Genomic DNA, 20,280 nt, shown 5'->3' with positions numbered 1-20,280 from the left:
TTTTGCACGATTCCAAGAATGGATCAATGAAAAAATACTTCGTTTTACAATTCCTCATTCTTTAAAAATTAATTTCCGAAAACGTGGAATCGATCTTGAACCAAAGCCAAAAGGGAAGATTTTTACAAAAGGAAAGCAGATTGACCTCGAAACCGATTTCGATACGCTGACTTCGAAATGAAGGGAACTTTTTTCGAATCCTTTCCCTTTATGTCGAATGTATTAAAATTAGTTTTTCTATTTTTGAATTTTTTATAACTCAATGATCCCAAAACTCAAAGACTTTCTCGCTCGATTCTTTCAAAATAAATACGGCGCGATATTAGCCGCGTTTATTTTTTCGTTTTTTCTTTACTTAAGCATTCCCCCGAAATATCTTCTTTCTGCGGATCACTACGAAAAATTCATTCTTGGAAAATCGATTTTTCTCAGCGGCTTTCAATCCTTAGACGTTTTTTATCCGGGCTTTGACTTTGATCCGGAACTCAAGTTTAGCCTGTTGAAAATGTCGATCGCAAACGGTCACAAGATCATCGCGTTCCCTATCTCTTTAGGAATTCTTTATGCGATTGCGCTTCCATTCGGAGGCGCTTACGGAATTTATTTTTTATCCGCGCTGTTGATCGGATCTTCTTTGTATCTCCTCGGTCGAGAATACAAAATTCCTTCCTGGCAGATTTTTCTTTTTTCAATCCTGACTCCGGTCGTTATGAACGGTTATCTTTTTATGGATGTCGGAGTCGGACTCTTTTTATTCGTTACCGGCATTATTCTCTATCAAAAATCAAAGAAGAATTTTTCACCGGCCCTGACAATCGCGAGCACCCTCCTTCTTTCTCTCTGTTATTGGTTTCGTTTAGAATATCTTATCTTTTTGGGAATCTATTGGATTTCTGAAACCTTCTATCAATTCCCGCTTTCCCAAAAAAACGAAAACAGAACCGGTTTTGTAGTCTCCTCCATTCTTCTTTTCTTGTTTTTTCTTGGTTACTGCGGATTCAACTTTTCGTTCTTTCATTCCATCCTCGGACCAAGATTCAACGCAAACTATGATTCCGCAGATGGAACCAATCTATTTAAGAATTTTATAAATCTCTTATTTTACGGAAACCTAAAGTTAGGACTTTTTGGATATTCCCCGTTTCTACTTTTCGGGGTCGGAATCTTTGTATTCTCCTTTTTTAAAAACTGGAAAGAATTGGAAAACAAAGAGAAGAGTCTAATCGTCTCTTCGATCCTTGGGATCCTCGTCTCCGCGAGCACGGCGCCGAACGACGGGGGGGCGGAATTCGGTTCTCGTTATCTGACTCCCGGTTTGCCGGGACTTTTTCTACTCGCATCGAAAGCATTTCAGTTTTTAAAGAATAAAAATTATCTCTGGAGAATTCCACTCTACGCGATTCTTGGAATTTCTATTTTACCGACTTGGATCTATTACAAAACTACGAAGGGTTTTGCAAAGAACACAAAAGGTGTTCAAGAATTTATCCTGAAAGAACCAAAGGAGAATCTTTTGATCTTTCAGAACGGTTTGATTGGAGGAATGGCGAGCGAAGGACTTTACTTTCAAGGTAGAGTTTACGAGGCAATCAACGCGGAAGAGTTAATCGAATTGCTGAAAAAATATTCATCCTCTCACAATCAGACTTCGGTTTCCTTCGAATACTTTGCTTATGCGAAAGAATATACAGAAGGGATGAAAAACCTAGAATACGATAAGGATACGAAGAATGGGATGCTCGTTTTTCTCAATCAGTTCGATCCGGAAGCGATTTCCAAGATTCAATCGATTCGAATCTCAAAAAGACAAAGCCTAGGGAGTATAGAAATTATTTACGGGATTTACAAAAGCGAAGTAAAATGATGTAACCAATCTTTCTTTTTATTACAAAAGCCAAGCGAGACCAAAATTGTAGAAGTCCATCGGCTACAAACCTCCTCTCAAGCAACAATCTCCCATCCATTCCAATTCAAAAAGAATCGCTTCTTTGGAAACTTTTTTCCAATTGAATGTTTCCAATTTCGAAGTCAAGATTCCAAAATTAAAAAATCCGCTTGGCAATCATATTATGATATGGAAAATCTTCAATTTACATTCTTGAGATTCAATCTCTCGAATGAAGCTGAGATAGGTTTCAATTGAAAAAACTATTGCAAAAATTTAAAGACCAATGGGCGATTTGTATTCTTTTAATACTTGTTCCATTTCTTCACGTTTGGATTGGGACCGGCGATTTTTATATCGCGGACTCACTTCTCAAAGCGATGCAAACCGAATCTCTGATTCAAAACGATTTTAAATCAGAGGAATTACAATACCCCGCTCAGAGCTTAGATCCTCAACACGAGAACTTTTTTCTTTCTCAAGCTTTTGTAAATACGATTCAAGGAAAATTTATCGGAGCCTTTCCTGTCGCCTTTTCCGTCTTCACTTCGCTTATCAAAAAAGCAGGTCTCGACTGGAATCTTCTTCCTTTTCTTTTTTCTCTTTCTATGGTTTTTTCTTTTTATTTTCTCACGAGTAAAAAAGTTATAAATCAAAAGACCGCAATCCTCGGTTACGGAGCCACAATCCTCTTTGCGCTCAGTCTTGATTTTAACGAATATTCTATTTATTTCATGCTCAATACGCTCGGTTTTGTTTGGTGGATGGAATACAGAGAAACCGGAAAAGTGAAATTGATTTATTTATCTTTGATAACAATTTCACTTTCAATTTGGTTTCGATTGGAATCTTCTCCATTTCTACTCAGCTTGTTGATTGCTGAAGTTCTAACCTCAAAATTCAAGTTCCAAGACATCTGGAAAGAATATAATTTTTTTATAATATTATTAAGCCTTTCCCCTGCAATTCTCTTTCTTCTATGGAATTATTTCGATTATGGACACGTTTTCGGAGCGCGGTTTTTATTCAATTTTGGAAACAATGGAAGCACAACCATCGATCGTATCCAAAGATTTTTTTCGATGACGTTTGTAAATTACGTGGATGGAATCCCCAAGTTCGGTTTATTTTTCTGTTCTTCCTTTTTATTATTACCCATTCTTTATTATCTCGTTTTTAAAAAGGAACGAACTGATAAAGAAAACTTTCTCATTCTTCTCAGTCTTTCTTATATCATTCTGATCGGAGCATCGGCGCCTAACGACGGAATTACGATTACGGGAAGATATCTAATGCTAAGCTTCCTTCCGCTTCTTGTCCTCTGGGACGGCTGGAATCCTTCGCATTCTAAGGTTTGGAAGATTCTTTCCGTAGTTTTGATTGTCTTTTCGTTTTTGATCTCGGCCGTAACTTTGAAAATTTTCCATCACGCGGCCAAACAGGAACGGAGTTTTCGCCAATTCTACGCGCGGAACGACGCGCCACTCTGGCTTTTTACGGACCCGATCCTCTGCGGACAGGCGGGGTTGGAACATCTTTCCAGAAAAATTCTCTGCTTAAATTCCAAGACAAATTTTGATCCCATTCTTGAGAATATCAAAAAGGAAAGTTCGATTACTTCTTTGGTTCTTTTCGAGATGAATGCAAAAGAAGCGAAGAGTTTTGGAAAAAGTTCTTCTGAGTTTTTTCCTTCGGAAAAATTAAACCTCAAAGAACGATTGCGCGAAAATTTTCAGACGATGAGAGAAGCCGCCTCATACAAAGGAGTTCTCGCGACTCAATTTACGAGAGAAAAAAAATAAATCGATTTGAAGATTTGAAACCAAGGTTCGTTTGTAAAAAACCGGAGTTTCTACGGTCGCAAATCTTAATCCTTCTTCAGTCGATTTTTCAAACTTAGGAACGGATATTCTATCAACATATAAGATATAAATGCAAAGAGAAGCGCGTAAGAAAAACCAATTCCAAGGGCTTTGCAAAACTGAAACCAAGAAATGCTGTCGACATTAACCTTGAGTTGAGTGCTCGCGATAAAGATCGCCACTATGTGCCAAAGATAGGTCCCGTAACTCATTCTCGCAAGCGGAGCGAAAATTCTCAAACTCAAAAACTTTCCGATATAGGATAGATTGTGAATACTTGCAATCATTACCAGCGCGTATCCCAAATTCGAAAAGTTAAATCGAAATACCGTATAATAAACTGAAAATTGATAAGGAATAAAACTCGCAATCGCCAAAAACGAAAGCCCCGGAATTAGAAAATACCATTCTCGGATTCGATTGTGTTCTTTTGGAACCAAGTTCCAATTCTTATAAAGCTCGAAGGTAAGAATCCCTGCAACGATGGAATCGAATCGAGTATGAGCCGGACGATGAAATAAGAGATCGAAGACTTTATAAGGTTGATCTCCAACATTCGCTTGATAAACGAAGTAACGAATGAGAGCAGCGGAACTATACAATAGAACGAGAAAGAGAATTCGAGACTTCGTTGTTAATTTAAAAAGTATAAAATAACAAATCAAAGGAAAGATTAAATAGAACTGCTCTTCCAAAGAAAGAGACCAAGTGTGAAAATGCGACGACGTTACGTAGTTAGAAACGTAAAGCGCGTCGTAAATCCATCGATCTACGGAAGCGGAATAAGAAGGTAGAAGCGCTTGGATTTTCGGATCCGTAGATGCAATCATCATCTTCACTTGCAATTTATTGACAAAGAGCGCTATAAAAACGAAGAAATAATACGCCGGAAAAATCCTTAAACTTCGATTGATATAAAAATCCTTAAAACTCAAGGTTCCCGTTTTTTCCCAGGTTCGATAGAGAACTCCGTAAATCAAAAAACCGCTCAGAATAAAAAATAAATCTACTGAGGAAGTTAAATTGCTGATAAACGTATTGAGAACTATCGTATCTTGCGGAAGATGATGACGAATCGGATCGGATAAGTGGAAGATAAAAATGGCCATCATAGAAATGGCACGAAGACCATTCAATGAGTCCTTTTCCCAGATTCGCTTTTCAAAAAGAGATAAGAAGGCCGCTTTCATAACGTTGAGATCCCTGTTTTATGAGATATTTCATGGAAAAAAAAAACCATGTGTCTGTAAATCAATTTGCTGAGGTCAAAACCCGACGAATCGGATCGATCGTTAATAGAAAAGAATTTATCGAAAATTTTGAGGTCCTTAACTTTTGATTCTACTCAAGATTTTATAGTTGCTCGCTCCGTACATACGATCAATTTAGCGGGAAGCTTTCGGAAATTTCAGTTCGACTCTGTCGACTTTCTCGAGTCGCTTGCAATCACAATCTGCTGTTGGGTGAAATATAAAGAATTCTATGAAATCGATCCTTTCTTATCTCGGTTCCAAAAAGTTTTTATTCTGGTCTTTATTATTTATCGGTATGTTTGGATCTTTACGATTTACAATACCTGAATATTCTCTCTTTCAAGACAGCCATGACAAAGCGATTCAGATCGATTCCTTAATCCGGAACGAATTTCAATCCGAAGAATTGTTTTATCCCGGAAGGACGATCGATTCTAATTTAGAATTTTATTATCTTCCGAAAAATCTTCATCTGCTAAATAAGGATCGATTGATCAGTGCCTTCCCACTTTCGTTTGCGGCGATCGTAAGTCCCTTTTATTGGTTGGTCGGAATTAAGAATCTTCCATATTTCTCGGTGATACTTTCGTTTTTCACTTTGATTCTGCTGAAAAGATATTGGAAGTTTGATTTTTTATTTTTGTTCCTTTCGTTCTTCTGCACGTTCGCCTGGTCTCTTTCTCTCGACTTTTCCGAAAATACACTGATCATTCTTCTTTCCTTAATTCCCTTAATTCTTATTTTTAAGGGTCAGCCGAATCTGAGAAAACACTTCCTGGCCGGCGCGTTTTTAGGTTTTTATATTTGGTTTCGACTGGAAGGACTCATTTACGCGGGATCTCTTTTACTATTCCATGCAGTAGGTTTAGTTCCGATCTATTTTCAGAAAAAAAATTCCAAGATTATATTTAATTTTTTGAATATTCTTTTTGGTTTATTTTTGACCGTTTCGATCTTTTTTATTTGGAATTGGATCGACTACGGACATATTTTTGGAACTCGGTATTTAGCAAACCTTCACGGCTTTTCCGTATCTTGGTCGCAGAGAACTGACTGGATTATCAACCTCCTTCTTTTTGGTCCTCTAAAAGTCGGCTATTTCGGTTATCTTCCGTCGGCATTGATTCTCTTTTCGATTTTAGCGTTTCGATTTCGGAAACTTTCCCGCACGAATCGCACGTTACTCGGATCCTCTTTGTTATTCTTGGTCTTAGTTCTTTTAACCACTCCGAACGACGGATTCAACAACTGGGGACCTAGATTTTTTGCTTCGATCATTCTTCCATACTCGATCCTCGTTCGCAAATATTGGTTTTATATGATTCGCAAAGGTAAGAAGAATCTAAAAAAAGTTTTTATCGTTTGTTTTATATATTCTTTTCTTTTGGGACTCGTCGGCTTGGGAATCCAAAGAGGTAGAAGTATTCATGTTAAGAAATTCTCATCCATCATTTCTTCGATGGATGCCGACATTTGGGTTTATACCGATTACTTATCTTTTTATACGATCGGAACCCGTTATTTGGATAAGGTCGTGTTCAAGGCGGAAAGTTCCGATCAGATTCTTGAAATCGTAAATCGTTCCTCTAAGGTTTGGCCTAATTCTAAGATCGCATTCGTACAATATGATCTTGGAATTGTAGATTCTAAAACCAAGGAGAAGATGGAGAAGAATTCGATGGGAATGGAAATCGTTCAACCGATTCAATGGGATTCAAAAATTCTTATACCGAAATTAAAAGAAAGTCTTTCCGACTTCCATGTTTCCAAGACGGCCGGATATGAAATCTGGATCGGAAATTTAAAATAAAAAATTTTCGATTTCACAATTCTTTTAGATTCGGAAGCTACTTCGCATTTTTGACTTTTCCTTCTGGCTCTTTCAACGGATTCTGTTCCAGTCTCGTATGAAAAGCTCCGAACACGAAGGAAAGGTTTCAAAAATTCTCTGGCAGATTTCTCCCATCTTTCTTTCTCTTTTTACGATCCTTTTGATGCGGCTCTTTCTGTTTCAAATCTATTTTATTTCCGGTTATTCAATGGCCCCTTCTTATAAGGAAGGAGATCTGATCTTAGTTACAAAATGGGGTTTCCCCGCTCGGATCGGAAGATGGGAATTTTCTTTCTTAGAAGGCCAAGTAAGCAGATTCGACGTTTTGGTTTTGGACGGTCTCGAAGAAGAACTGAGTTTAAAAAGAGTCGTAGGTTTGCCCGGAGATTATTTCCGTTTTGAAAACGACCGGGTTCTCATCAACGACGGCCCTCTTCAGGAAACATTCTTAAAACCGGGATTCAAAACCATTGCGCCTTCCCTTTCTATGATTCCGATGACCGCCGTAAAAGGAAATGTTCCGATAGGAGATGCAGGAAGAATTCCACCCGGTTACTTTTTAGTTCTCGGTGACAACCGAGAAAATTCGACAGACTCCAGAAACTATGGTTTGGTTCCGTTTCAAAAACTGAGAGGGAAGGTCTGGTTCTTTTTATAAACTACCCTGCTTCCTAAACAAACATACGCCACTAAATAAACTATATGAGTATTTTAAATAAAATGAATATAAAAGAATATTGTTTTTCTATTTTTCATAAGAAAGAAAACGAATACGAAAACTTAAACGGAATCCGCGCCATATCGATTCTTTTTGTAGTCGTTTTTCACGCTTGGGTCACTGCAAAAACGATCCTTCCAGGAGACTCGGATCCGTTGCGTCTTTTTCTCGGTTCCCTTTCTTCCGGAGTGGACTTTTTCTTTTTGCTCAGCGGGTTTTTAATCTACGGCGGTTTGTTTCGAGAGCACGAAAGAAACGGAAAACTTGAAATCAAACAGTTTTTTATTAAAAGATCTCTGCGGATCTTTCCGGCGTTTTATTTCGCCCTTGCGATACTCTATTATAGCAAATCCCAGCAATTGGCAAAATTAGAATCCATACAAATCGACAACGCCCAAATTCTTTCTTTGATCGCCGACACAAAGACGAGAATGGAGTACATCTGGGTGGATATATTCTATCTTTCTGATATTCTTCCCTATGGACTTTACAACGGAGGTTGGTCGCTTTCCATCGAAGAACATTTCTATCTCATTCTTCCTTTTTTATGCGCGGTATTTCTCTTTCGAGTGAACATCCAAGTTCGATTTCTTTTTTACTTTTTAGGATTTCTAACCGCGTTTCTTGTGAGAATGAATATCGCATTTTCTCCGGATACGAATATGAACGCCGCTTACAATTTTCATGCGAGATTCGATTCGATTCTGGCAGGTATGATCGTGTACGAAGTGTTTCATCACTTTCCACTCACTGCAGAAAGGGCAAAAAAATACAAGGTAGGAATTATTTCCATTCTCACTCTTGGATTCGCAATCGTGATTTACGCGCACCAGATCGATCCGGGGACTTCTTGGGCTCTTGTTTTGCGGCCCGTTCTGCTTTCACTCGGATTCGGAATTCTAATGTATTTTTCTTTTTATCCGGGATTCTTAAAACGTTTTTTCAGCCTTTCGGTCTTCCGACCTTTCGCGCGTCTCGGTTATACCGCGTATCTTTGGCATATATTCGCGATTCCATTGGCGGCAAAAAAAATTCTTCCTCTGTTGCAAGCGACTCCGACGGTGGGAATGTTTTTGCTTACGAGTGTTTATCTGGTTCTGATTACGTTTCTAATCTCTTGGTTCTTCTTTTTATTAATCGAAGAACCGTTTCTGATGCTCAAAGATAAACTTACGGGAAAACAAAAGAAGTTAAGTTAGACGAAATTTCTTTTGTTTGCAGGAATGTTTTTGCAGAAAGAAGGAAAAACTTTTTAGACGTTCGGATCGCCCGTTTCTCTGAGAAGTAAGGCGTCATCATATTCCGAGCCTCTGTGTGGAAATGCTTGTTCGTAAAAAAGGGCCGCGAAGAGTTCGAAATCCTCGTCGACTGGGAGAGAATTTTGTTCCCAGTATTCGTTTCTTCTTTTGATCAAGACGGAAATGGTTTCGTCTTCGAGTGAGAATTCTTCTCCTCCCTCGTTTAACTTTCGGATCAGCCAGTTGAGATTGAAGATCGTAAACGGACCTAAAAATTCCAAGGTCGCAACGGTCGGTTCTCGTTTCATCAAAGCTTCCGTATGAAAGAGAGGAATTCTCAGATCATAAGCGTCTTGGCTTTTTAAATATTGTTTATAATTCGCAGAGATGGATTCTAAAAATGGAAACGTGTTTAAATAACTATTACGCAACAAATCTTCCTTTTCCGGATGTTGAAAAAGAACTTCGATGATATCGATAAATTCTCCATTTACAATGGCTTCTCTCAAAATTCTATCTTCGGGTTCCGGTCTTGGAACGGGATCGATTAACTTTACAAAAAGATATTTAACTTCATAAGCGAATCTCGATTCTCGAGGAATGTAGTATTCGATCCAGATCGGTTCCTTGTAATATTGAATGAGTTCTTTTTTGGGAAGGTCGGGTGTTACGCTCAACGATTTGAGCTTCTTTACGTCGTCGGTGATTACCTTTTTCCCTTCTACTCTCGTTCTGGATTTTTTAATCTGCCGGAGTTCCGACTTATTCAGAAGAGGTTTTGGTTTAAAAGGCTCCATACATTACATATCGGTTGGAGGAGATTCGAATCTGAACGAGCTCATTCGATAAAACTCAAGGTCCGGTCGCCACACAACGAACACCCGCGGTCGCGCCTTTTGTTAAATTAGTAACTATATTGCCGGCTCCAAACTGAACAATCCAAGCATCGGTCGCATTTGTGTATGTAGTCGAGGTCCAATAGTTTCCGCTAAAGGTTCCAGGAAAATAGGCGGATGAGATTGCGGGATTGGCCACGCGCAAATCCGTCAAACTGCTCAATTCATTTATGGAAGGTAAACGCCAAACCTTACCGGCCAAACTCAAAGAATTACAGGTAAGAAGCGCCGTCGTCCAATTCGGAAAAGAAACGGCGCCCGAAGCACATCCCGTCCCGGATAAACCGGCGCTACACTGAGCCCAAATCAATCCGGTATTTACGTCCGTCACCGTGGAATCTCCGTTGTCTTTGAAGAGCGGTGTTGGAAGCGAAGGCCCGGAAACACAACGCACGTTATTCGTGTTTCCCTTGATGGTTTCCCCAATCGTTCCATCCGTAAAAGAAACATACCAGTTATCCGTTGTGATCAAAGGAACGTAAGAAGTGGAACTCCAATATCCGGAACCGCTCGTCCCTGGAAAAGATGCGGAGTATGTCGCTGGATTGGTTCCGCTATAGTTTAAAGTGGTGGACAACTCTTTCGCGGAGGCAAGTCTCCAGTCGGTGCGATTTGCATAGCCGACCCCGGCATTGAGATTTGAACATGCGGTTCCACTTGCAATCCAAGTCAAAGAACTAAAAGCTCCGGTTCCGCAAGTCGGACCCGATACTCCCTCACTACAACTCTTCCAGATCAAACCGGAAAAATTATCGGTCGTCGTGTAATCGGTTCCCGTGATCAGATTCGGTCCCGAAAAATTAGAATTATTTCCATTCTGAGATTCTCCATCTTGTTTGGTTCCCGCGCAGGATATGGTCGTACCTCCGGAATCCGAACAGACGGTTTGTCCTGTTTTCAAAGGTGCGGTTCCATAAAGAATCAATTCTAAAGAATAGCTTACGCTTCCTGAAGAATTGGAAGCCTTAACCTGATAGATCGTATCGACCCCGGAATAGCCGATATAAGAGCCCGATATCAATCCATTGAACGAATCCAGAACGACACCGCTCGGGAGCAGAGGAGTGATCGAAAAGCTCAATCCGTTTCCGGCAACATTTGGAACCAAACTGATCGGGCTTCCGTTCGCAAAAACGGCCCGCGGATAACTCAGGGACTGAGGAGCGGGAGAACATACTGGAAATAAATTTCCGGAAGCCGAACTGAGAATCGCGGCCTCCAAATAAGCCTCGGAAGAAGGATCACATGCATTTTCCGGAGATTTTTCCTTACATCCTGGAATCAGAATAAAAACAGAAAGGATAAAAAGAATGGGGAATCGGAAAGAATGATCGCTTCGCATCGAAAGTAGTATTCCTAAGACAAAATAGTTCTCTATAGAAATGGATGAAAAAAAGACTCTTTTTACAATCAATATCCGGAATTATAGAATCATTTTTAGAAAAATATTTCCAAATCGCACGTTCTTTTTCTTTCCGTTGTTATGTCAGGGAAAACGTTTTTTCCCGATTCTTGAGATTTTTTAAGAATTACATTCAGAAAATAGAATATGAAACAGTAAATCGGAGAAAAGAATCAAAAGAAAAAATACGAAATCCAGATTCTTAAAAATAAGCTGAGGGGATTCATCATACCTGAATCCGCAAATCGAATCACACCGTTACGATCTAAAATAAAAAACGCCGGAAACGCATTTACTTTCCATTCGTTTAAGAGTTTTGAATTTCCGGAGATAACGTTGAATTTTACGTCTCGTTCCCGGATGTAGTTGGAAAGTTTCTCAGCGTTGTCCCCTTCTTCTACGGAAACAAAGGAGAATCGATCGCTGTTTTCCAGACGATCGGAATACCATCGAACTAAAGGAAGATTTGTGGAACAGACTCCGCACCAAGTCGCCCAAAAATAAACGATCGAAACCCGGCCTTGAGAATCGAATTTTACTCCGTTTGTTTGAGTCGATCCGTTTAACGAAACAGAAGGTTTTAAATCGGAGGCTTTAAAGATCGAAATCCCAATCGTGATCGCAAGAAAAAGAACCACCCAAAGAGCGATGTTCGCCGTTTTTTTAAGAATTTCTTTCATACTTTTGAATTCGATTTACGTTAGGAATCGTTACAAGTTGTGATCGTCGATTTTTGAAAATGAAATTCTCATCGGTCTTCCGCGTCGTAATTACGACAACGGATTTTACGGTATTTTTTTCTTGAACCGGACTTGAAGTCCTATCCAAAGTAAAATCTGGCAACTTCTATACATCTTTGACTTGGTCGGAAAAAAGAATTTTAGAAAAAATTAAAGATCGAAGCGAATACCCTTTCCAAAACCGGAATACATGATCGTAATCACCAACGCGACCCAAATCAAACCGGCGACCAAAACTCCCCAATCGGAAAGAATCGCTTTCGTAGGGTTGTGCCCCATATTCTTAATATAGATGATATAAAGAGATCGAAAGATTGCATACACTACGATAGGAATCGTATAGATCATCTGATCCGTTCCAAGATTCGCAATCGTAGTCGGACTCGTTACGTAAAGAACATAACTCATCAGAGTCATCGTCGCGACGATTCCCAGCATCATGTCCAGAAAACTCGTGGAATATTCGTCCAAAATTTTTCTGTGACCTTTGGCGTTGCCTTCCAAAATGATAAGTTCTCCCCTTCGTTTGGAAAACCCCCAGAAAAGAGCCAACATAAAAGTACAGAGAAGCAACCAAGAAGAAAAGGTAACGTGAATGATCACCGAACCTGCAATCGCACGAATCACAAATCCGATACTGATGCTCATCACATCCAAAATCACCATGTGTTTCAGAAACTTGCTGTATAAAACGTTAAAGATCAGATAAAACGCAACCAAACCGAAAAAGAAAGGATGCAAAAGATAAGCAAGAATCAAAGATAAGGGAAGAATGATCGCGGTGATAAATAAAGCGAACGACGGATCCAACTTTCCGGAAGCAAGAGGTCTGTGTTTTTTTTCGGGATGAAGCGCGTCTTCTTTACGATCTAGATAATCGTTAATCACATATTGACAACTTGCAACGAGCGAAAACAAAAAGAATGCGGAGATGACGCGCTGAAGAGATTCCGGATCGGTTAATTTTTTTGCAAATATGATGCCAGCAAAAATGATTACGTTTTTGATCCACTGATGGATCCGGAGCAATTTCAAATACTGTAAGAGCATACTCGGTTACATTCCTTAGAATCCCTCAATTCATCAAGGAAAATCCAGGAATGACACGGAAACATATCAATCGTAATTTTCAGATTTCTATTCGATTTTACGGTTTTCGGAAAGGGAAGGACTTTCCTCGTCTTTGAGATAAACTCCTGAGAGTTGTTTTTGAAGCGAAAGAGTGAGAAGATACAATGCCTTTCTTGATGCGTCCGAAAACGACATTCCCCCCAAACGGATATTGGAAATGCAGTTCCTCTTTTCATCGGTAAGCCCGCTGGAAGGATGATAGGTAAGATAAAGACCTAAACTATTCTCCGTAGATAAACCCGGTCGTTCACCGATCAAAATGATCACCGTCTTTGATTTCCAAAATGCGCCGATCTCGTCTCCGATCGCGACTCTTCCGTTTTTGACGATGGTCACCGGGCTCATTTTGATTTTAGAATGTTCCAGAGAAGGTAAAAAACTTTCCAAAAAAGGAAGAAGAGAATCTCGGATCGCACTCGCAGAAAGCCCGTCCGAGATCACAAGACTGAGATCGAAGTCCTCTGAAAGTTTCGGATCGGACTCACTAAGATTCTCCAAGATCTGCAAACTTTGAGAGGATATCTTTTTTCCCAAATCGGGTCTCGCTAGATATTCTTCTCTTGAAGTCGCTTTCGATTTGATCATGACGGAGGGAATTTCTCTTTCGGAAAAAAATTCGGAAAGCGCGGTGAAATCAACCTCGGCCCAAACGGCGTCTCTCGCCTTGGCGTGATCGAGACGGAATTGTAAGATTTCCTTTGTAGGAAGTGCGACTCCGGAGCGTCCTAAACCGATTCTCGCAGTCGTCCATTGTTTCCAGTCTTGCCAATCCATATTCAGCCGACCAAGGTTTCCAAATCGGAGAGAAGTCCGGTTTGTAATTTTTGATCAAGAGGAATCAAATTCGAATCGAGGATTCCTTTTTGCAGAAGCCATTCCTCAAACTCCGGCGCGGGTTTCAAACCGAGAACTTGTCGAAGATACAACGCATCGTGAAAAGAAGTGCTCTGATAAGAAAGCATAACATCGTCTGCACCCGGAACACCCATGATATAATTGCAACCCGCAACTCCGAGAAGCGTGAGTAACGTGTCCATATCGTCTCCATCAGCCTCCGCGTGATTTGTATAACAAACGTCCACTCCCATAGGAAGGCCGAGAAGTTTACCGCAAAAATGATCTTCCATTCCCGCCCTGAGAATTTGTTTTCCGTTGTAGAGATATTCCGGTCCGATAAAACCTACGACCGTATTTACAAGAAAGGGTGAAAACTTTCTGGCGACTGCGTAGGCCCTCGCTTCTAAAGTTTGTTGATCCACGTCGTAGTGTGCGTCCGCGGAAAGTCCGGCTCCTTGACCGGTTTCAAAATACATAACGTTCTCTCCAACGGTTCCACGTTTTAGGGAAAGAGCCGCGTCTCGCGCTTCTTCGATCAGTTTCAAATCGATTCCAAAACTTTCGTTGAGTTTCTGACTTCCGCCGATCGATTGAAACACAAGATCCACCGGAGCCCCGCGTCGAATCAATTCCAGAGTTGTCGTGATATGACTGAGCACACAACTCTGCGTGGGAATCTCATACTTCTGAATCAGAGCGTCCAAAAGATTTAAGAGAGAATGAACTGAAGGAAGATTATCCGTCGCAGGATTGATTCCGATCACCGCGTCCCCGCTTCCCAAAAGAAGACCATCCAAAATCCCCGCAGAAATTCCTTTCAAATCGTCGGTCGGATGATTGGGTTGTAGTCGAACGGAAAGTCTTCCGGGAAGACCGATCGTATTTCTAAATTTTGTAACAACCCTACACTTTTTGGCGATGCTAATCAAATCTTGAATGGAACAAATTTTCGAAACAGCCGCAGCCATTTCCGGAGTAATCCCGAATGCCAGTTTACGAAGAACTTCGGAATCGGTTTTCTCATTCAGTAAGAATTCTCTAAATTCTCCAACGCTGAGAGATGAAATCGGAGAAAAGGCTACGAGATCATGGCTGTCCACGATCAATCGAGTAACCTCGTCTTCCTCATAAGGAATCAAAAGTTCTTGTAAGAATAAGGTCAAAGGAAGATCGGAAAGAATCATCTGAGCAGCGACTCGTTCTTCATAACTCGCCGCGGCGATTCCCGCTAAAATATCTCCGGAACGAAGAGGACTTGCCTTCGCCAAGAGGCTTTTCAGATCTGCGAACTGATAGTGGCGGTTTTGAATTCGAATTCTATATTCCACGGCCAGAGGTTCTTATTTTTTTACCGAACTTGCAACCAGAATTTCAATAGGTCTTCGCTCGTTCCACATCGGTATGGAGAAAATCCTCTCCCTTGAACAAAAGCGGAACTCTTTGATTCTTCGCAAGTGCATAAGCAAAACAATCTCCGAAGTTCAACCCCGCGGGATGTCCGCTTCCTTTTCCAAAATCTTTGTAGGCCTCCCGGGCCAATTGAATCTGTTCTACGGTTACCGGTTCCAAATGGATCTTCATTTTGGCAATGGCTTCGTCCAACAAACGAGAAAGCACTGGATCCTTGAGACGATCCGTTCTAACCGCCGCTTCCAAATAATTCGCGACGGACATTCGAGAATTCGGATTCGAAACGATCGCAAGAACGAACTTCTCCTGTTCTTCCTCTTGCAGAAGAATCGCGAGCAAGGCAGAAGTATCGACGATCAATCCGGCAATCCTTCTTGGTTGTAGAGTTCGTCCCCATGATCCAAGGAAGAAATCGGCTGTTGAATCCGTTCCCGAAAACGACGAGAGATATCGTATATCTCATCCAGAGAAAAATGAACATTGAGATTGTGTTCCATTCGATCTAACCTTTCCCGAAGTGAATTTGTAATCGCTTCTGTTAGTGTTTCCCCGGTAAGGGCCGCCAATTTTCTAGCCAATAAATCGGTTTCGGGGTCTTTGATACTAAGCGCCATATATATAGATTCCAACTTCGTATATATTTATATACCGCCTAAATTCTTCGTCAACTTTTTTTCCCCTTTTTTCAGCCCTTTTTAGAATTTTCACAAAATCATAGAACGAAAACGCCGTCGGTTCTCTTTTTTAGATCCAGGAAAGACAAGGTTTCCAAAAGCGTACGTGATCTTTCCAAACTTGGATCAAAAGAAGAATCGCTCCGGAGAAAACCGAAGTCGATTGCGAAGTTTAAACTTTAGAAAAGGGAAAGTTAAGAATTCTCAACCGACCTGAATTTTCAGGCCGTCGTCTTTGCTTCCCAGATCTCCGAGTCCGGAGTGACCGGTAAAAGCGATCAGAAGAGTAAAGGTTCCTACGCGGCCCATAAACATCAGAGCGATGTAGAGATATTTTTCGATATCGTTCGTATAAGGAGTCATTCCCAAGCTCAAACCCACGGTTCCAAAAGCGGACATGACTTCGAAAAAGATGGTTTCGATTCCGTGTTTGTTTCCATTCGCGAGAGTAATGAGAAACATAAAGATGACGAGAGATATCGTGGCGAGAAAGTAAATTCGAGTCGAAATCGCGACCGAATTTTTAGAGACGTCTTCTCCCCAAGCCTGAACTCGAGCTTGAGGACTGATTACGTTTTTCAAATATAAGATTAATATAAAGAAGGTGGTGATCTTGATACCGCCGGCCGCTCCCTGAGGACCGCCTCCGATAAACATCAAAGAACAAAGAATAACATAGGTCGCGCTCCTGATTTCAGTGATGTCAAAGGTATTAAAGCCCGCCGTCCTCGAGGAAACGGAAAGAAAAAAAGAATTAAACAACTTCTCCGTAAAACCCATCTTCCCGATCGTTTCGAGATTATTGTATTCTATGAGAAGAATCGAAATTCCTCCGATATGAATGAGAATCAAAGATCCAAGAACGATGATGCTCATCTGCAAACGATTCGCGTCTCCGAACAATTCTTTTCGATAAACTTCTAATCGTTCTTCCAAACGTACAGAGGTCGCGATCACAAAGATAAACCAGCCGGGAGGATCTTCTCCCAAAAGCATGGTTCTACGCATCATAAACGTTTCCGTGACGGTTTCGATTTTACTCATGAACTTCTGGATAATTTCTAAGATCGACTTTTCGATAAAGATAATCACCGGAAATCCGATTCCACCCATAACGATTAAGAATTGAATGATCAAAAGACAAAGCGGATCTTTTGCGAGAAAACTCAAATCGTCCACGACGGAAAAGCCCGCGTTGTTAAACGCGGAGACCGAAGTGAATAAACTCAAAAACAATCGGTTCGGAGTTCCAGGAAGGCGATCCGTTTCCGGCATATAAAAATAAAGAAGAATTGCTCCGACCGCTTCGATCGAAAGAGAAATGTTAAAAAGAGAAAGAAGCATTCTTCTTACATAGGAAGCTTCCGCTTCGGACTTCTTCTTTCCGGGTGCGACAATTCCGGAATGATCGTGTCCTTGATCTTTCCGCATCATTTTTTTAGCGAGGTGAGCATCCGTTGCTTCGTAGACAAACGACGCAAGGCGAGTACTTCGAGAAAGCCCTCGCACGACCAACACTCCGATCAAAACCGTAAACGTAATGATTCCCAATCCACCGATCTGAATCAGGAACATCATAATCAACTGAGTGGGTCTTTGGAGTTCGGAAAGAAGAACGGGAGAAAGTCCCGTGACACAAATCGAAGAAGTTGCGAGATAAAGAGAATTGGTATAACTGAGGCGACCCGATTCGGTTACGTAGATTCCGAATGAACCCGCAAGAATCGCCATCGCAAAACCGAGACAAAGGGTTCTAGCAACCGATAACAAAAGAAATGCTTTCGCGATTCGATTTACATTTCTTTTAAAAAGTTTCAGTGGGTGCATAAAAGCCTATTCCCGCCGGAAGTCGGATCCGATTCTCCAAATAAATGAAGTAAGAATCCGGAAGCTTCGATCAAAAAACCGACAACTTCGAGTTTTCAACCCTTGCGTTTCCAAAAACCAAACTCAATTTCGAAAAGGCTGAAATTCCCGTCTGGGATGCAAAGGATCATATTTTTTCCAAATCCTTACCCGGCAAATGAAAAACGTCTTCAAAGCATCTGAATCGATGATTTGGATTTACAAATCCGCTCTTTTTTGGAATCTGGTAAATTGAGGGACTTTTAACAAAGCTCCCCACCGGTGATTTCACCGGATGTATTTGCAATCTTTTATAAGAGGATGGCCATGAGCACTGCTGTAGCCGAATTCAAACCGAGCGAAAAACTCATTAAAACCAGAAACATTGGGATCTCTGCCCATATCGACTCTGGAAAAACGACCCTAACCGAAAGAATTTTGTTCTACACAAACAAGATTCACGCCATTCACGAAGTTCGTGGAAAGGATGGAGTCGGTGCGAAAATGGACAGTATGGACCTCGAAAGAGAAAGAGGGATCACCATTCAGTCCGCGGCTACCTATTGCCAATGGAAAGATCATACGATCAACATCATTGATACCCCGGGTCACGTTGACTTCACAGTAGAAGTGGAACGTTCTCTTCGAGTTTTGGATTCTGCGATTCTCGTTCTTTGCGGGGTTGCCGGAGTTCAGTCTCAGTCTATTACCGTAGACCGTCAGATGAGACGTTACAACGTTCCTCGTGTTGCCTTTATCAACAAGCTGGACAGAACCGGAGCCAACCCTTTCCGCGTAATCGATCAGCTCAAAGAAAAATTAAAACACAACGCGGTTCCCGTTCAAATCCCAATCGGTCTTGAAAATGACCTCAAAGGAATTGTAGACCTCGTAAAAATGAGAGCCTTCTACTTTGAAGGTAAAGACGGTATGGACATTCAGGAAAAAGATATTCCGGATGATCTGAAAGAATTGGCTCAAAAGAAGCACGAAGAACTTTTGGACGCCGCTTCTATGTTCTCGGACGAATTGACCGAAGCTCTTCTCGAAGGAACTCCAACCGAAGAGATGATCAAAAGAGCGATTCGCACCGGAACCATCGAACTCAAACTTACCCCTGTTTTTATGGGTTCTGCTTTCAAAAACAAAGGAGTTCAAAAACTTCTGGATGGAGTTTTGGATTATCTCGCAAGCCCTGTGGACGTTAAGAACAAGGCTCTGGATCAAGCAAACAACGAAGAAATGATCGTTCTTGAATCCAATTTCGAGAAACCTTTGGTTTGTCTCGCGTTCAAACTCGAAGACGGACGTTATGGTCAGCTCACTTACGTGCGCGTCTACCAAGGAAAACTTTCCAAAGGTATGACCATCTACAATATGTCGAGCAACAAGAAGCATAACATCGGCCGACTCTGTCGTATGCACTCCGATGAGATGGAAGATATCGATTACGCGGAAGCGGGAGATATCATCGCTCTTTTCGGTATCGATTGTGCATCCGGGGATACTTTCACCGACGGAAAAATCAAAGTTTCCATGGAATCGATGTTCGTTGCCGCTCCCGTGATTTCTCTTACAATCGAAGCGAAGGAATCGAAACACCTCGCCAACTTGGCAAAAGCGTTAAACCGTTTTACCAAGGAAGACCCTACGTTCCAAACCCACGTGGATCAGGAATCAGGTCAAACCATCATCAAAGGGATGGGAGAACTTCACCTCGAAGTTTATATCGAGCGTATGAAACGCGAATACGGTGTGGAATTGATTACCGGCGCGCCTCAGGTTGCTTACCGTGAAACGATCACTACCAAAGCTGACTTCGATTATACCCACAAAAAACAAACGGGTGGTCAAGGTCAGTTCGGTCGTGTTGCCGGCTATATGGAACCGATCCCTCTCGAAGAAAGCTTGAATTACGATTTCGTAAACAAGGTTGTGGGTGGTTCGATCCCAAGAGAATACATCCAGTCCGTAGACAAAGGATTCAAGAGCTGTTTAGAGCGCGGATCCATGATCGGATTCCCTATCATCGGAGTTCGTTGTGTGATTAACGACGGTGCTTACCATGATGTGGACTCTTCCGATATGGCGTTCCAAATCGCGGGCCGTTATGCGTTCCGCCAAGGATTCAACAAAGCGAATCCTCAGATTTTAGAACCGATTATGAAAGTGGAAGTGGACGGTCCTTCCGAGTTCCAAGGTGCGATCCTCGGATCTTTGAATCAAAGACGCGGTATGATTCTGAACACAACCGAAGAAGACAGCTACTGTAAAACGGAAGCGGAAGTTCCTCTCGCGGATATGTTCGGATATTCGACCGTATTACGTTCTTCAACTCAAGGAAAGGCGGAATTCTCTATGGAATTCTCCAGATACGCTCCGGTTCCAAGAAACGTAGCGGAAGAGTTGATGAAAAAATACAAGGTTCATCAAAAAGACGAAGATTGATTTTTTTCCGAAAAATTCTTTCTTCAAAAGGGAGCTCTCGGGCTCCCTTTTTTTTATCTCCGGATCAATTCCTGAATGCAGTTCCTTCCCCGGTTTTGCCGATACTCAAA

Annotated in this window: 16 protein-coding genes; 6 read left to right on the top strand and 10 right to left on the bottom strand. The window is 41.3% G+C overall.

What is annotated here, in order from left to right:
* The first annotated feature begins 262 nt into the window (after positions 1-262).
* Together A0128_RS02240 and A0128_RS02235 are read left to right on the top strand one after the other, a co-directional pair.
* A complete protein-coding gene (locus tag A0128_RS02240; RefSeq protein ID WP_069606040.1) occupies positions 263-1,864 on the top strand; it encodes an LA_3751/LA_3752 family putative glycosyltransferase in 1,602 nt (533 codons plus the stop codon).
* Positions 1,865-2,139: 275 nt separating this feature from the next.
* Complete coding sequence (locus tag A0128_RS02235; protein ID WP_069606039.1) at positions 2,140-3,687, top strand: LA_3751/LA_3752 family putative glycosyltransferase; 1,548 nt, start codon at positions 2,140-2,142, stop codon at positions 3,685-3,687.
* Positions 3,688-3,752: 65 nt separating this feature from the next.
* Here the strand turns inward: A0128_RS02235 and A0128_RS02230 are convergent, their stop codons facing one another.
* A complete protein-coding gene (locus A0128_RS02230) occupies positions 3,753-4,937 on the bottom strand; it encodes an acyltransferase family protein (RefSeq protein ID WP_069606038.1) in 1,185 nt (394 codons plus the stop codon).
* Between the two features lie 292 nt (positions 4,938-5,229).
* Here A0128_RS02230 and A0128_RS02225 point away from each other — a divergent pair, with 292 nt between their 5' ends.
* The 3 genes from A0128_RS02225 to A0128_RS02215 all read left to right on the top strand — a co-directional run bounded on the left by A0128_RS02225 (position 5,230) and on the right by A0128_RS02215 (position 8,748).
* Entirely contained in the window at positions 5,230-6,810 is a 1,581-nt protein-coding gene (locus A0128_RS02225) for an LA_3751/LA_3752 family putative glycosyltransferase (protein WP_069606037.1), read from the top strand.
* A gap of 97 nt (positions 6,811-6,907) precedes the next feature.
* The gene (lepB, locus tag A0128_RS02220) at positions 6,908-7,489 is read left to right on the top strand and encodes a signal peptidase I (RefSeq protein ID WP_069606036.1); all 582 of its coding nucleotides are present in this window, start codon (positions 6,908-6,910) and stop codon (positions 7,487-7,489) included.
* A 62-nt stretch (positions 7,490-7,551) separates the two neighbouring features.
* Positions 7,552-8,748 (top strand): acyltransferase family protein, encoded by a 1,197-nt coding sequence (locus tag A0128_RS02215; RefSeq protein WP_069606035.1) that lies wholly within the window; start codon positions 7,552-7,554, stop codon positions 8,746-8,748.
* A gap of 53 nt (positions 8,749-8,801) precedes the next feature.
* On the opposite strand, the gene A0128_RS02210 is transcribed toward A0128_RS02215, so the two are convergent.
* The 9 genes from A0128_RS02210 to A0128_RS02165 all read right to left on the bottom strand — a co-directional run bounded on the left by A0128_RS02210 (position 8,802) and on the right by A0128_RS02165 (position 17,704).
* Entirely contained in the window at positions 8,802-9,584 is a 783-nt protein-coding gene (locus A0128_RS02210) for a hypothetical protein (protein ID WP_069606034.1), read from the bottom strand.
* A gap of 55 nt (positions 9,585-9,639) precedes the next feature.
* Positions 9,640-11,025: an Lcl C-terminal domain-containing protein gene (locus A0128_RS02205; RefSeq protein WP_069606033.1), complete on the bottom strand. Its 1,386-nt coding sequence runs from the start codon at positions 11,023-11,025 to the stop codon at positions 9,640-9,642.
* Between the two features lie 233 nt (positions 11,026-11,258).
* Positions 11,259-11,765: a TlpA family protein disulfide reductase gene (locus tag A0128_RS02200; RefSeq protein ID WP_069606032.1), complete on the bottom strand. Its 507-nt coding sequence runs from the start codon at positions 11,763-11,765 to the stop codon at positions 11,259-11,261.
* Between the two features lie 210 nt (positions 11,766-11,975).
* Positions 11,976-12,875 (bottom strand): decaprenyl-phosphate phosphoribosyltransferase, encoded by a 900-nt coding sequence (locus A0128_RS02190; protein ID WP_069606030.1) that lies wholly within the window; start codon positions 12,873-12,875, stop codon positions 11,976-11,978.
* Positions 12,876-12,962: 87 nt separating this feature from the next.
* Positions 12,963-13,730, bottom strand: coding sequence for an ethanolamine ammonia-lyase subunit EutC (eutC, locus tag A0128_RS02185; RefSeq protein WP_069606029.1), 768 nt, complete (start codon positions 13,728-13,730; stop codon positions 12,963-12,965).
* Positions 13,731-13,732: 2 nt separating this feature from the next.
* On the bottom strand, positions 13,733-15,121 hold the full coding sequence (locus A0128_RS02180) for an ethanolamine ammonia-lyase subunit EutB (RefSeq protein WP_069606028.1): 1,389 nt from the start codon (positions 15,119-15,121) through the stop codon (positions 13,733-13,735).
* A 43-nt stretch (positions 15,122-15,164) separates the two neighbouring features.
* On the bottom strand, positions 15,165-15,563 hold the full coding sequence (locus A0128_RS02175; RefSeq protein ID WP_069606027.1) for a type II toxin-antitoxin system VapC family toxin: 399 nt from the start codon (positions 15,561-15,563) through the stop codon (positions 15,165-15,167).
* Positions 15,560-15,817, bottom strand: coding sequence for a type II toxin-antitoxin system VapB family antitoxin (locus A0128_RS02170; RefSeq protein WP_069606026.1), 258 nt, complete (start codon positions 15,815-15,817; stop codon positions 15,560-15,562). Before A0128_RS02170 ends, A0128_RS02175 begins: the two co-directional genes overlap by 4 nt.
* Positions 15,818-16,081: 264 nt before the next feature.
* Positions 16,082-17,704, bottom strand: coding sequence for a TrkH family potassium uptake protein (locus A0128_RS02165; RefSeq protein WP_069606025.1), 1,623 nt, complete (start codon positions 17,702-17,704; stop codon positions 16,082-16,084).
* A gap of 345 nt (positions 17,705-18,049) precedes the next feature.
* On the opposite strand from A0128_RS02165, the gene fusA reads away from it, so the two are divergent.
* Positions 18,050-20,170 (top strand): elongation factor G, encoded by a 2,121-nt coding sequence (fusA, locus tag A0128_RS02160; protein ID WP_069606024.1) that lies wholly within the window; start codon positions 18,050-18,052, stop codon positions 20,168-20,170.
* Positions 20,171-20,280: the final 110 nt, after the last annotated feature.

Origin of the sequence: Leptospira tipperaryensis, from assembly GCF_001729245.1 — a bacterium.
GTDB lineage: Bacteria > Spirochaetota > Leptospiria > Leptospirales > Leptospiraceae > Leptospira > Leptospira tipperaryensis.
The sequence above is the reverse complement of the archived record's forward strand: the minus strand, read 5'-3'. Positions and strand labels throughout refer to the sequence as shown.